At 56.3% G+C, this 14,453-nt stretch carries 11 protein-coding genes; 9 read left to right on the top strand and 2 right to left on the bottom strand.

What is annotated here, in order from left to right:
- Positions 1 to 6 precede the first annotated feature (6 nt).
- On the bottom strand, positions 7 to 1,230 hold the full coding sequence (locus G533_RS0103885) for an ATP-grasp domain-containing protein (protein ID WP_027948831.1): 1,224 nt from the start codon (positions 1,228 to 1,230) through the stop codon (positions 7 to 9).
- A gap of 180 nt (positions 1,231 to 1,410) precedes the next feature.
- Between G533_RS0103885 and G533_RS0103890 the strand changes: the two genes are divergently transcribed.
- Positions 1,411 to 2,493 carry an ADP-ribosylglycohydrolase family protein gene (locus G533_RS0103890; RefSeq protein WP_051229939.1) on the top strand — a complete coding sequence of 361 codons (1,083 nt, stop codon included), beginning with the start codon at positions 1,411 to 1,413 and terminating at the stop codon, positions 2,491 to 2,493.
- Between the two features lie 142 nt (positions 2,494 to 2,635).
- The gene (locus G533_RS0103895; protein WP_027948833.1) at positions 2,636 to 3,208 is read left to right on the top strand and encodes a hypothetical protein; all 573 of its coding nucleotides are present in this window, start codon (positions 2,636 to 2,638) and stop codon (positions 3,206 to 3,208) included.
- A 57-nt stretch (positions 3,209 to 3,265) separates the two neighbouring features.
- Here the strand turns inward: G533_RS0103895 and G533_RS0103900 are convergent, their stop codons facing one another.
- Entirely contained in the window at positions 3,266 to 3,601 is a 336-nt protein-coding gene (locus G533_RS0103900) for a hypothetical protein (RefSeq protein WP_144079777.1), read from the bottom strand.
- Positions 3,602 to 3,995: 394 nt separating this feature from the next.
- Between G533_RS0103900 and G533_RS0103905 the strand changes: the two genes are divergently transcribed.
- The 7 genes from G533_RS0103905 to G533_RS0103940 all read left to right on the top strand — a co-directional run bounded on the left by G533_RS0103905 (position 3,996) and on the right by G533_RS0103940 (position 14,405).
- Positions 3,996 to 5,144 (top strand): metallophosphoesterase family protein, encoded by a 1,149-nt coding sequence (locus G533_RS0103905; RefSeq protein WP_027948835.1) that lies wholly within the window; start codon positions 3,996 to 3,998, stop codon positions 5,142 to 5,144.
- Positions 5,141 to 7,765, top strand: coding sequence for an AAA family ATPase (locus tag G533_RS0103910; RefSeq protein ID WP_027948836.1), 2,625 nt, complete (start codon positions 5,141 to 5,143; stop codon positions 7,763 to 7,765). Before G533_RS0103905 ends, G533_RS0103910 begins: the two co-directional genes overlap by 4 nt.
- Positions 7,766 to 8,419: 654 nt before the next feature.
- Positions 8,420 to 9,331 carry a hypothetical protein gene (locus G533_RS0103920; RefSeq protein ID WP_027948838.1) on the top strand — a complete coding sequence of 304 codons (912 nt, stop codon included), beginning with the start codon at positions 8,420 to 8,422 and terminating at the stop codon, positions 9,329 to 9,331.
- A gap of 1 nt (position 9,332) precedes the next feature.
- Positions 9,333 to 9,866, top strand: a complete 534-nt coding sequence (locus G533_RS24430) for a hypothetical protein (RefSeq protein ID WP_144079778.1) — start codon at positions 9,333 to 9,335, stop codon at positions 9,864 to 9,866.
- Positions 9,867 to 10,953: 1,087 nt separating this feature from the next.
- A complete protein-coding gene (locus G533_RS0103930; protein ID WP_144079779.1) occupies positions 10,954 to 11,589 on the top strand; it encodes a hypothetical protein in 636 nt (211 codons plus the stop codon).
- A gap of 2 nt (positions 11,590 to 11,591) precedes the next feature.
- A complete protein-coding gene (locus G533_RS0103935; RefSeq protein WP_027948840.1) occupies positions 11,592 to 13,478 on the top strand; it encodes a caspase family protein in 1,887 nt (628 codons plus the stop codon).
- A gap of 384 nt (positions 13,479 to 13,862) precedes the next feature.
- The gene (locus tag G533_RS0103940) at positions 13,863 to 14,405 is read left to right on the top strand and encodes an HNH endonuclease (RefSeq protein ID WP_205622533.1); all 543 of its coding nucleotides are present in this window, start codon (positions 13,863 to 13,865) and stop codon (positions 14,403 to 14,405) included.
- Positions 14,406 to 14,453: the final 48 nt, after the last annotated feature.

The raw sequence follows: 14,453 nt of genomic DNA on the forward strand, positions 1-14,453 counted from the left end.
TTATTACTAGACATAATAGTCGAGGTCTTCCTGATGTTTGAGCAGGTCCCGTAACTGGTGCGCATCCGGCCCCTTGAAGTACACCAGGCCCCAGTGGGTACCAAATGCGGTGCGCTTGGTGACGGTTTCTTCCAGCGGCGGCGTGAGCTCGTGCGATTCGAAGTAGGGATGATCTTCCACTTCCTGCGGAATTTCCAGCGTGCTGACCACACGGCGTCGTGGGTACACACCGAAACAGCCGGCGTAGCCGTTGGCATCTTCAATCTCCCGCGGGAAGAATGTCGCGACTTCCTCGGCGGTAGCTTTGGGGTCAAACACCAGCATGCTGGCCTGATAGGCATTGAAACCGTAGACCCGCTCCAGCAGTTCGAACACCTTGAAGCCCGGCGGGCGATAGGCCACTTCGCCAAAGTACATTTCGCCATCACTGGTCACGAAATATTCCGGGTGAATCAGGCCGAACTCGATATCGAAGGCCTTGATGAGCTTTTCGATCTGGGCGGTGATCTGCGCGCGGTAGGCTTCGAGGTCCGGCGACGCCGGTACGAACACCGAGTAGCCCAGGGTGACGTATTCGGAAATATTGAGAAAGGCGATTTTACCGTTGTGAATCCAGGCTTCCACCGCAAATTCCCAGCCATCCAGGTGCGACTCCATCAGCACCGGGAATTCCTCGTCCGGAATCGAGTCCACCTCGTCGGGCGTGCGAATCACCCGGTGGCCCAGGCAGCCTGCCTTGTCGAAGGCCTTGAGGTGGATGGGGTCGTTCGGGTCACCGTCGAGTTTCAGCAGCGTCTGGTTAACGCGCTTGAGGAAACGGATGACATCCGCTTTGTCGTGAGCCTCCTCGAAGATACCCACGCGAATGCCGCCCAGTTGCGCGCGGCGCTTCATCAGCGCTTTGTCGCGCAGCAGGAGTGACTGGCCATACAGGCGCGGGTTGTCCAGCAGTACGGAGTTGATGGCCCCGGCCCATTCCACGGTTTCCTCGTAGAGCGGAACGGCAACATCCACGCCCATGGATTTCAGTGTTTCGGCAATTTCCAGCGAGCGGTCGTTGAGGCGCTCGAAGTTCCAGGAAACATAGGGGATATTGTGTTTTTGGCAGTACTCTTCAGCCCATTCCGGTGCGACGACAACGTAGCGTCGGTCAAAATTTTCTGCGGCTTCTACTGCGTTCAGGCTCCAGCCCAGCAGGGCGATGTACCCTTTTTGCGGATCTTTGTCCATGATGCGCCTCCCATGGTCGGCGAAGTGAAGGGTTTGCCGCGGAGTGTTGAGAGCAAACCCGATGAAGAACCGCACAGTGTACAGGATTTAGCACTTCTTCGCAGGCGGGGCCCCGGTGCAGGCTTTTGCTCGCCGCCGGTTTTGACTATGCTGGGCCACCCTGAAAGCACGAGAAATGCTATGCAGAAAGACCTCTATCCGAATGTTGCGCCGAGCCTGCGCAGCCGGTTTCGCGGCTGCCTGTTGGCGGGGGCTGCAGGTGATGCGCTGGGTGCAGCGATTGAGTTCGACACCCGGGCGGCCATTATTACGCGCTTTGGTGAGGGTGGTATTCGCCAATACGCCCCGGCCTATGGCTTACCCTGTGCCATCACGGATGACACGCAGATGACGCTGTTCACCGCAGAGGGGCTCATCCGCGGCCTGATGCGTTACCGGCAAGCAGGCCTGATTGAGTATTCACAGGTGACCGCCTGGGCGTACCAGCGCTGGTTGCTTACACAGGGCGAGAGCAACCATAGCCAGCTTGATCCTCTGCACCCGGACAGTGGTTGGCTGTACGAAGTGCCGGCTCTGCACAGCCGGCGCGGCCCCGGCCTGACCTGCCTGAGCGCCCTGCGCGACACGGAAACGCCCGGTGACCCGGCCCGCAACAACAGCAAGGGCTGTGGCGGTGTTATGCGCATGGCCCCCGTGGGGCTGTTTGCCGATTCTGCAGAAGAGGCCTTTACGCTGGGCTGTGAGCTGTCTGCACTCACCCACGGCCACCCCAGTGGCTGGTTCGCCGGTGGCGCCATGGCCGCCATGATCAGCACCCTGCGCGATGGCGGTGATATTGATGACGCGCTGGCGGTTGCGCTGGATAATCTGGCCGGCCAGCTGGATGCGGAGGAAACCATCGCGGCCCTGGAGCGTGCGGCAGACCTCGCTTCAACTGACCTGCCCTATGCCGAAGCCGTTGCCCAACTCGGCGAGGGCTGGGTGGCGGAGGAGGCACTGGCCATAGCCGTGTACTGCGCGCTGGTGGCGACGGACCTGCAGGAGGCACTGGTGATTGCCGTGAATCACGATGGGGATTCCGACTCCACCGGCGCTATTGCCGGTAACCTGCTCGGCGCGCATTGGGGGGAGGAGGCCATTCCCGCCAGCTTGCTGGAGCCGCTGGAGCTGCGCGACGTCATCACCCAGGTCGCCGATGACCTGCTCGACTGTGTGGATTGGCAGCCGGATGCAGCCGTGCTGCAGCGTTATCCCGCGTTCTGATTCAAGGAGCATAGCTGTGAAAACACGATTGGCCGCACTGTTGGCGGCACTGGGCACTTCCGCTGCGCTGTTTTTGTGCTAGATTCATTCAGGCGCCCGCGGGGCGCCACCCACAACTTCAACTCAAAGCAGGACTACTCGAATGACAACAATCCGCTTGCTACTGTCCGCCGCGCTGCTCGCTGTTACCACGCTGGCTACCGCCGCCGATGATGCACTGCCCTCCGTCTCCGCCAGCCGTATGGTAGAGGCCTCCGCATCCGTTGCGGCAATCAACCATGAAACACGCGAAGTCACCCTCTCCACCGAAGAGGGCGAGTCGGTGTCGTTCACCGCCGGTAACAACGTGCGCAATCTCGATCAGGTTGCAGTGGGTGATGTGGTCACCATGACTGTGCTGGAAGAAATCAGCCTGTCGCTGGTACACCCGGACCAGCCCATGGCCGCCGCGGAGGGCGGCATGGAAGCGGTAGCCTCGGCCGCTGAGGGCGACAAGCCCGGGGTGGTAATGGCTGACGTGGAAGTGATTACTGCCACCGTAGAGGCCATCGACCTGGAAGCCGGTACGTTCTCCCTGAAAGGCCCTGAGGGCAATGTGATGGAGTTTGAAGCCCGCAACCCCGAGAACCTGAAAAAAGCCAGCGTGGGTGACCTGGTGGTGTTCGAGCTGGACCGCGCCGTTAGCCTGGTGGTGGAAGCCCCGGCAACGATGTAATCACTCCGTATGTCCCGCGCGGCAACGCCGAGCGGGACAGAGGTGATCGAGAGACGGTTACAGCAAGCTCTGTATCTCCGGCACCGCTACCGCGAGTAACGTCACGCCCATCAGTGCCGACAGCACCCGGAAGTTGCCGTGCATGGTGGCCTCGATGGAGGCAAGCTTGATGTCTTGCTGGTTGAGGCGGGTAGTAAGCATCGTCTCCAGCTCCGCTTTCAGGCCCGTTCTCAGATCCCCAAGCTGGTGCTCAATATCGATAAACCGCTGATCAATGGCAGCAAACCGCTGCTCGAACTTCGCATCCTGCTCCGCAAACGCCGCGCGCAGCGTGCTATCAAGGTAATCCTTGGTGACGATATTGTCCGCGTAGAACCCGAATGCTTCCGCCATCAACTCAGCCTGCACCTCCGCCTGCAATTCAGGAACCGGGACGCCGGACCGGCCGCCTCTCTGAGTCGCCGCGCATACTTCAACGAATCAAATGCCAGTGTCGTCATAGCATAGCCTTCCGTTCTGCACCTGCCAAGCATGCCCAATCATGCCAAATCGGGCGCCAGAACCGTACATCACATCCGTCCATCTTGCCCATTAAATCCGCCCACCTTGCCCGGCCAGGCGGGCCCCAAAACCACACCTGCGCGAAAACGCGACCTGTACAGCCATCCACCATGGCCAGCCCGCCCGAGCGCCAGTACTGTGATGCACGTCAAAGTCAATCACAGCGTGCGTAGGCAGGGGGTACGGTTTCCCCCATACTTCTGACAATTGGGGGAAATAACAACACGTGAAATTCATCCACACATCCGACTGGCAGATCGGCATGACCCGCGCCTTCCTCAGCCAGGAGGCGGCGGCGCGCTACAGTCAGGCACGCATTGATGCGATTCGTGCGCTCGGAGAATTGGCCGAGAAGCACCATGCACAGTTTATGGTGGTAGCGGGGGATGTGTTTGAATCCAACCAGCTCTCCGCCCAGACACTGATCCGGGCGCTGGATGCGCTGAACAGCGTATCGGTGCCGGTGTTCCTGCTGCCCGGCAACCACGACCCGCTGGATGCCTCCTCGATCTTCCGCAGCAAGGCTTTTCGCGACCAGGCCCGCGACCACATCATCGTGGTTGAAAACAACGAGCCGATTCCGGTGCCGGGGCTGGCCAATGTGGAAGTGGTCGGCGCACCCTGGTTCAGCAAGCGCCCTGCGGAAGACCTCTGTGCCAGGGCGCTGCAAGCCCTGGAGCCCGCCCCCGGCATAACCCGCATCCTGCTCGGCCACGGCCAGGTGGACTCGCTGTCACCGGACCACAGCCAGCCCGGGGTGGTCAGCCAGGCGCGGCTGGAACAGGCGCTGGCCGAAGGGCAGGTGCACTACGTGGCATTGGGTGACCGTCACTCCCTGACCAACGTCGGCAACAGCGGCCGCCTGTGTTATTCCGGCACGCCGCTGGTCACGGATTTCGACGAAGTGGAGCCCAACCAGGCGCTGCTGGTAGAACTCGCTAACGACACCTGCACTCTCACATCACTCAATACCGGCTTCTGGGAATTCCAGGCCCTGCAGCGGGATATCAACGCCCCCGAAGACCTCGCGGCCTTCGCCCAGTGGCTGGATGCAGTGCGCGGCAAGGAATGCACCGTGCTCAAGGTCGGCTTTACCGGCAGCGTCAACCTGGCGCTGGCGGCGGAGCTGGATGCCCTGCTGGACTCGCAATCCCACGTTTTCGCCAGCCTCAAGCGCCGCGCGCGCACCACGGACCTGGCAGTCATCCCGGACGCCCTGGACGACAACGCCATTGCGCTGAGCGGCTACGCCGACGCCACCTGGAAAGCCCTGCTGGAACGGGCCGCCAGCGACGACACCGCCACCGATGCCCTGCGCCTGATGTACCGGCTGGCGGGCGGCGCCGGCGGCAATGAAAAGGCGCGCGGCGCATGAAGCTGCTCACCCTCACCCTGGAAAACTGGCGCGGCGTCAGCGCAAGCCACATCGAATTCGACAATGCCGTTACCCTGATCGAAGGCCCCAACGAGGTTGGCAAGTCCTCCCTGGTGGAGGCCCTGCGCATGCTGCTCCGGGAAAAGTCCGGCTCGAAGAAAAAGGAAGTGCAGGCCGTGCAGCCGGTGGGCCAGGACGTCGGCAGCAGCGTCGCCGCCGAAGTTCGCTGCGGCGACTACCACTTCCACTACAGCAAGACCTACAACCGCAAGCATGGCACCGAACTGCGCATCCTCGCCCCGCGGGCGGAACAGCTCACCGGCGATGACGCCCACAACCGCGCCTGGGAGATCCTCAGCGGCCACATGGACATGGCCCTGTGGGACGCCCTGCTGGTGGAGCAGGGCAAGGAGATCGGCGGCGTCAGACTGGCGGACTCCGACGGCCTGGCCCGGGCGCTGGACAACGCCGCCGGCGGCGCCGGAGTCAGCGGCGAGGAAAGCGCCCTGTTTGACGCGGTGCAGGCAGAGTACGAACGCTACTTCACCCTGAAGACCGGCAAGGCCCGCTACGGCGAGCAGCAACAGCGGGTGGAGCAGCACAGCACCCAGGTGCAGCAACTCAAGACCACCCTGCGCGAACTCGACGACGACCTGCGCCGCTTCGAGGGCGTCTCCGCGGAGATTTCCCGCCTGCAGCGCGCCCTGCCTGAGCTGCAAGCAGCCAAGGAACAGCACGAGCAGCGCTGGACCGCCATCGACAGCCTGCAGGCCCGGCTGACCGCGAAGGAGGAGGAGGGCAAGCCCCTGCGGCAGCTGCTGGACCACGCCCGCACTCAGTGGCAAAAGCGCCAGGAAGCCGCGGCGGACATCGCCCGCCGCGAGCAGGACCTCGCGCAGAAGCAGGCCGCGCTGCAGCCCCTGGCCGAACACGCGACGGAACTGGAGCGCACCGTGCAGGCAGCGGAGGCTACGCACAAACAATTGCAAACCCAGCGCCGAGCCCTGCAGCACGCCCTGCAGCAGGCCCGCCGCGATACCGCCTACCTGCGGGACGCCGCCGAACTGGCGCGCCTGCAGCAGCTGCTGGAGCGGGTACAGACGCAGCGTGCTGAACTCGCGGCACTGCGCAAGACCCTGGCCGACATTCACATTACCGTGGAAGGTCGCAAGGACATCCAGGCAGCCGCCAGCGCCCTGGATGTGGCCAGCCGCACCCGCGACAACGCCGCCACCCGCCTCAGCATCGAAGCCCTGCAAGCGGCAGAATTCCAGCTCAACGGGGAAGCCATAAGCCTGCGCCCCGGCACGCCGCTGGAACGGCAGGTGGCAGAGAGCCTGCAGATCGACATCCCTGAGCTGGCGCGCATCACCATCGCCCCCGCGGCCTCCGCCGGTGAGCTGGCGGCAGAGGTGGACGCGAAGCAGCAGGAACTGGATACCCTGCTGGCCCGCTACCAGGTCAAGAGCGTGGAACAGGCCATCACCCTGGACGAACAGCGGGCCGGCGGCGAACAGCTGCTTCGCTCCGCCCAACAGCGCCTGCAGGACACCCTGCAGGGCGCGGACGAAGAGGCGCTACAGGCCGACTGCGCGCGCCTGCAGCAGGCCTGCGACGACGCCCTGCAGCAGCGCGACCCCGGCCAGGAACTGCCCGCCAGCGAGCGCGAAGCTCGGGCGCAACTGGAAACCGCCAGCGAAGCCCTGGACGCCTGCGAATCCGAACTGGACCAGGAAGCCGGCCGCCTGGCTGAGCAGCGCGATGAACTCACCCGCGCGCAATCGCAACAGCAGCAGGCCAGCACCGAGCTCAACGCGCTCAGCAGCGTCCTCGAGGACAAGCGCAGCAGCCTGGCGCAGGAGCGCGAGGCCGAACCTGACGCCGCCCTGGAACAGGCGGTGACCGAGCGGCAACAGCAACTGGCGGCCATCACCGACGAGCTGGAACAGCTGCGCGCCCAGCTACAGGCGGAAGACCCGGACAGCGCCCGCCTGCAGCGGGACAACGCCAGCCAGGCCCTGCGCCGGGCCGAGCGCGACATCATCGACCAGCAACAGGAACAGGCCGTACTCAAGAGCCGCCTGGACCGCGCCCAGGCCAACGGCCTGTTCGAGGAACTGGAAGCCGCCGAGCAGGCCCTGGCGGAAGCCGAGGACACCCTCGCCGCCATCGAACGCCGCGCCGCCGCGGCCAAGCTGCTGTGGGAAACACTGAACGCACAGCGCGACGCCTCCCGCCAGGCCTACGTAGCCCCCCTGCGCGACGGCATCCGCAGCCTGGGCAAGATCGTCTTCGGCAGCGACTTCGACATCGTGCTGGGCGAGGACTGGACCATCCTCGACGTCATTCGCGACGGCAAGACCATCCCCTTCGACTCCCTCAGCGTCGGCGCCAAGGAACAGCTCGGCATCCTCACCCGCCTGGCCGCCGCCCGCATCGTCGCCGACCAGGGGGGCGTACCGGTGATCATCGACGACGCCCTGGGCTTCTCCGACCCCACCCGCCTGCAGAGCATGGGCGCGGCGATTGCCGCGGCGGGCAGGGACGCGCAGGTGGTGGTGCTGACGTGTACGCCGGGGCGGTTTATGTATTTGGGGGAGGTGGGGGTTAGGAGGTTGTGATGTATGCAGCTGGGGGCGGTTAATCTGGTTAGGTTGGGAACGATTTTTTGCAACAGTCTGACTGTAGAGGGAAAGTTGTGAGTGTGTTGCTGGAAATACAGGAATTAGTCGGCGTCGTGTTGTACGGCGTGATCCGCATAATTAGCTGTTACATGTCTGAATAAGGATTTAGTTTTGCCAAAAAGAACTACAAAAACACCAGATGGTACCCACCAGGCTCTAAAGAATACGAGTTATGAAAACACCCTTATTAGTTGGCTGATGTACGACGGATGGCAAGTGTTCGCGCCAGTACTCGATCATGGCCACAAGACTGATATTCTCATTTCAGACGGCCCAAATTATCACCGTCTCCAAGTGAAGACTATTGAAGCCCAAGGCGAAGTTCATGTTCTTGAAAATCGATGGGAGGGCAGCAATGTGGACTTCGTGATCTACATTGCAAGAAATTCTACGTGGGGGTATGTGATGCCTGCGTTTACCGAACCCAAGAGACCTATGAATCATGAGGCACATAAACGTTTTCTGTACCATGATCGAAAGTCATTCCTTAAGGCGTTTCATACCGTCGACACGTAACAAGTTAGGGCTACGGACACGCTACGCTTGCCGCAGCCTAAAGCGATAGAATTTACGGAGAAATAAGGAATTACTATGAAGTCCTGTTATATCTCAATACCTAAGAAAAGCTGGGTGATCGAACTTGCAGATGAGCTTCGAAGTCGCGATATCAAAGCCGTTTTTGCCACGGATGTTAATGAATTTGAAGGGAGCTACGCCTCTACGGTTGCATCGGTAATTAAATCCTGCGACATAACCCTGTGTATAGCTGACGATGAAAGGTCTCTCAAATCTGTGCTCTTTGAAGCAGGCATAGCTTTTGGTATTGGGAAAAAGGTTTTATTGGCCACTTCCTACGATGCTGGAAACATACCGATCGACTATTCTGAGTTTCCGATCATCCGTTTGGACTCATCCCATTACCAGGAAATAGCGAGCTATGTGGAGGAGGTTTTAAGGTACGGAAAAAAGCCTACTTCAAAAAAGAAATATAACTTCATACCTAGCAAGCCGATCGGAGCCTATTCTCAGAAGTACGTAGAATCATTGCGTGAAATTGAAGAAAAAATCTTGGGTGCCTGTGATAAAGGAAAAGTGTCTCGGGAATTCGAGAAGCTAATCGCTGAAGCTATAAGAAAGTCGGGGGTTAACATAGTCTCAGAATTTCGATCTGGAAAATATAGACCAGACATAGCAATTTGGAGTGATGAGCTCACGTATATTGGCGCAAACCCACTAATCGTGGAAGTAAAGTCAAGAATCAAATCACTTTCTGAACTTGAGCGAGTTGTAGACAAACTTAATCACTACCTCTTGGATTCAAACTCGAAATATGGCCTCTTAATCTATCTCAGTGGCCCGGAGCGAGACCAGTACTTCTATGACCTGCCATCAAATATCATTGCCGTTTCTGCTTTCGAATTGCTGAGATCGTTGGAGGGTAATAGTTTTGGTGAAGTTATAAGAGATCTTAGAAACCAGCGTGTTCATGGCATGAGGGGATAAGATGGCTACATTATCCCTAGCTAAAATTTCTGGCTATGTTGCGCAAGGCCAAGCTGCGACAACAACCAAAGGGAAAGGTGATGCATTTGAAGAGTTGCTCTGTTATGTTGTTGGAAAAGTACCTGGAATATCTATTACAAGACGAAATGTACTAAACGATGCTCATTCAGAAGAAGTAGATATCGCTTTTTTCAATGAGCAGAAGCTAAAGGGCTTCTTCTTTCTACCAAATTTCATCTTAGCGGAATGTAAAAACTGGTCCAAGCCCTTAGGAAGTATCGAAGTGAATTGGTTTGATACAAAGCTCAAAAATAGAGGACTAAGTTTCGGAATTCTATTTGCTGCAAACGGTATTTCCGGCGAAGCTGCAGAAAGAACAGCGGCAAGAGATGTTATTTCGAACTCGCTCAAGGAAGGCCGCGATATTGTTGTGATCACTCAAGATGAATTGATGGCTATTGCGACCACTGACCAGCTATGCCAATTGATTAAAGAAAAAATATGCGACCTAAAGGTAAGTGGCACCGTAATTTAGCTTCTAAAAACTCAAAGCACTCGGGCGCAGAAAAACTGCGCCAGTGTTTGAGGCGTTAAATTTCAGGAGACTCCATGGCACTTCCAGGATACTAAGGATATTGTTGACCTTATGAAGAAGGGGGCAACGATTTAGGCTCAAGAGAAAATCATTGAGCTGCGCGAGTCAGCGCTCGAACTCCAGGGAGATAACATAAATCTCAAGAATCAGGTTTTGGAGGTTCAAGAACGGGTGCGCAACTTAGAGTGGTTTGAATGCGAGCACTGTCCGAAGTGTCGAAAGCCGGCGTGGGTTGTCGAATTTAGTAAGCGTGATCGCCAGTTTGGGCGGTTGGGCGGAATTCGTAGCGAATACAATTGCACTGAATGCGGTTTTACTGAGTCGAAGTTGATCACGCAAAAAGAAAATTTAGCAAGGCTATTAAATTCGCTCACTACGATCGCCGGACGCTCGCAAGCTCTCGCTCCGCGCCGGGACGCCACAACTGGCGACTCTGCTTGAAGCGTTATGAGGCGCTAGCTGATCAATACCTTGACTGGGAGAATGAAAATGGTTAATCGTAACTTTCGGCTGAAAGCCGGTTTCGCTGGGGGACTCTGTATACTGTTATTGTCTAGTTTCGCCAATGCTGAAACCGCAGTCGGTCGCTGGTGTGACCGGGCAGTCCCGAGCATGCCTCAATTCAATAGAGTAATGACCATTGTTTTAACGCAAGATGGGCACGTTGAGTTAAGGTCGGAGTTTATTGATGGCTCCAGTTCAGTGCTAGAGCTTCAAGAGCTTTCCGGAAATATGTATGCACTTGCGAACTCTCAGTCGGGAGAGCGGTACAGAACCATTTCTGATGACGGCAGCTTACAGCTTCTGGATGCAGATGGTCTTGTCAGAACGGCCCTCCGATTAGAGGACAGCCCTCAAACGGGTGAGTGTGGTTGATGAGAACGCCTCATAACCAAGTGCAGCAGTTCGCGCCTGATGGCGCCGGACGTCAGCCCCGCTGCCGCCGCAGTGCACGGCCTTATGGGGCGGTCACTCCCAAGTAAGATTCTTCAATTCACGTAGGCCCTTTTGCAAGTAATTCAAGAGTATGAATGACGATCGCATAGTTCCATTTCGCATGACCTCTCAGTTATCGGAGTTTGATGCTGCGCTATCTGATGATGTGGCTGCAGCTATGCGAGAGCAGCGAAGATCAGTGTTTTCTGGTAACAATGTGTATAGTTATTCACATGGGACCAGGTGGCACTCAAGATCAACTGAAGAATCTGCGGACGATGAAGATGATGAAATGCAGGTTCACTCTATGGAAGTTAGGGTTACATTTGAGGAGATCGTCGCTAACGACGTTGGCGCCTTGAGTCGATATGTGAATGCGGTTGTGAGCGGGATGATGCAGGAGCTTATGCGCGCCATGTATCAGGCCCTCAACGAGTCTACAGAAAAGACAGGAAACGTGGTTAATGCAAAAGGCGGTGGTTTCAAAGCCGAGCAGTTTATAGAGATGCTCGAGAAAATTGAATTTGGGGTGGATCGAAACGGTAATGTGTCATTCCCAGAAATACACGCAGGGCCCGAACTAGCGGAAAAGATGCTGAAAGAGTTGTCGGCACAGGGGCCAGGCTTCGAGGAGCGCGTTAGGAAAATTACTCAGAAAAAAAGCCAAGCAGCGTTAGAAAAGGAAGGAGAACGCAAATCGAGATTTCCCAGAAGAGGTAAGGACTAGCTGTGAAAGTTTTGGTTGCTGTTGGCTGTGATCATTACTCCTGTGATGAGCTCTCCAATTTAGCTGGAGCTGAAAATGACGCAAGCGCGATATTTGAAGCTCTCGTAAACAGTGATACATCTATTTATGACAAGAAGCATTCTATCTTGCTTCATTCCCCTACTTCTCAAGAAGTAAAGGAAGCAATACAGAGCATTATTTTTGTCGACGTTGGAATTGAACTTTCCTTTTTCTTCGCCGGTCACGGTGGCGTCAAAGATGGGGCATATTTCCTATGTGCAAGCGATACTATGATCGATCGGCTTACCGTTTCTGCTCTTGGGATGACAGAACTTTTCATGTGGCTTAATGAAGCGAACGTGCGCGACTCGAATATTGTAATCGATGCCTGCCAAGCTGGAGGAATCGCATACGATGTGGCAACTTTTCTGAAGCCGACTAATATTGGGGCTCTTGGCACCCCCTCTTTATCGGTATTGGCCGCAGCAGCTGCCGATCAGAACGCTAGAGAAATTAATGGGCACGGCATAGCCACGGCCGCTCTATTGAAGTGTTTGTCAGGGGAGGAATGCGTACTAGCTGATCGGCCGAGTCTCAGCTTGAGCGAAATAGGATATTCGGTGGCTGAGCTAATGAGCAGCAATGATCAACAGGCACCGGTAAATTGGGGGCTAAACCTCTTTGGTCGAACACAGTTTTGCCGTAACCCATGTTTCGCCGAATCCAAAACACCTGTTATAGGACTGCCAGAAGGACTGCGGAGTGGCGTGGTCGACGCAATTGTAATTGCCAAACATACGAACAGGATATGGGAGCTTTATCTCACTAGTTCAAACCATTTCGACGCTATTAGCTTCTTACGCTTAACGCAATCAGTTTTGAGCGACCTTCCTCCCGAATCCGAGGCTGCACCTGCCATAGTAGATGGTTTAGCCAATACCTTCCTGCCTCTTTTGGCTGGTTCGAGCGACCCATTCGAAGAGGTCGAATTGCTCGGTGCATGCATAGCATCGCTATTGCGCTATGTCGACGACCAAGTTGTGGCGAGCATCGTGAGTACTATGGCCAAACAACTAGTGGGGTCAATTAGTTCCGCGGCCCGAGCCGTTTGCGCCTCGCTCGAAGAAAACGAGTATCACTTATTGAGTGACCACACCGCTTTAGCCGACTTATACTTTCTTCCGATTAGGATTCTTCGAATTCTCGGTTGGCTCGGTGCAGCGAAAATTATCGCCGATACATTAGAAGGTGAAGTGCCGCATGATGCCCCTAGCACGGAAGAATTGGTTCGTAAAATTCTAGAACTATATGCATGCTCCATCGTCGCCGTATCCGATGAGCAAGCGTGTGGCCTTGTCGTGTTCTTGTGCGCTGCACAAGACATGAACTTGTCGGAAGAGGCCGAGCAGATCTTCGGCTTACTTTGCCATTCCTTTCACCGTTATAAGGGGCGCGTTGCCGTGCCACAATTATCCGGATCAGGTGCATACAGATTCACAAGGAGTCGTGCTGCGGGAAATAAGTCAACATGCGAGGAACTAATTGCCAGTCCAACTGAGTTTTTGTCAGCATTGTTACTGGCATCTGAAAAAATGTCTCTGACAGACATTATCGATGACTTCATAGAGGATTTTGATCACGTCCCCGGCAATCTGTTTGTGCCTGGCAGCTACGCCATTTTCGCTGATGAGAGGATCGTAGATGGCGTGAACTACACGTACATGATTGGACATGGTGTGTGGGCGGTTCGCGACTTCTGCGGCACTTGGGATGCTGTTTGCAAGCAGATTGAGAAGGATTCGGGGCTTAAATCAGGAGCCGCTCAGATCGGAGCAATATGCGCTGCACTAGTTCAGCAGGATCGCACTCCTTGGTTCATATGGCGCTAAACCCGGAAGACTTCATATCTTACATCGCTGGGAAACTCAGTGGCGGTAGAGGCATGCCCCATAACCAGCACAAGCAGTTTGCTTCCTTCGGTCACCGGAGAGGCCTAACGGTCGGCCGCTGTTGTAAGAATCATCCGGAGTTATCTGTTGACTAGCAGAACCGCTTGGACCCGGGAACAGTTGCTGATCGCATTCGGTTTGTACTGTTGGCTACCTTTTGGGAAGCTGCACTACAGAAACCCTGACATCATTGAGAATGCGGAGAGAATCGGGAGAACACCATCCGCGCTCGCTATGAAGCTGACAAATATAGCAAGCCTAGACCCAGCAATAGTGGCAAGTGGTCGCTCGGGTTTGTCGGGTGCCTCAGCCGCGGATAAGGCCATGTGGCAAGAAATGAATGAAAACTGGGATCAGTTCGTAATGGCAGTCCACGCGGCTCAGGAGAGGCTTTCTGTTGGTCACGATTTGGCCGGGGAGAGAGGAGAATACAGAGACTCTGTCGAAGACGTCAGCTTTTTAGGATCGACAAAGGAGTCACTCGTTAGTGTCCGCGTAGGGCAGGCATTCTTCCGTAATTCTGTGCTCAGCGCATATGACTACCGGTGCTGTGTAAGCGGTCTTGCGTTACCTCAGTTGTTGGTCGCGAGTCATATTGTTCCCTGGAGCCAGGATGAACACAATCGATTGAACCCCAGGAATGGATTGGCGATGTCAGTTCTGCACGATAAGGCGTTTGATCGTGGTTTTATAACGATCGCAAATGATCTGACTGTGCGGGTCTCATCTTCCGCCATGAAGAATGCAGATCCATTTTTTTGTTCAGCTATCGCTGCGTACGATGGCAAGCCGATAGTGCTTCCCGAAAAATTTAGACCTGACCCGAGTTTCTTGCAGTATCACCGGAATCAGGTTTTCAATGACTGAGTTCGAGTGGGGCTGTAGTCGGTTCCTAGAGTCATTTTTGAGTCAGGC

The sequence above is a fragment of the Haliea salexigens DSM 19537 genome, from assembly GCF_000423125.1.
In the GTDB taxonomy this organism is placed as follows: Bacteria; Pseudomonadota; Gammaproteobacteria; order Pseudomonadales; family Halieaceae; genus Haliea; species Haliea salexigens.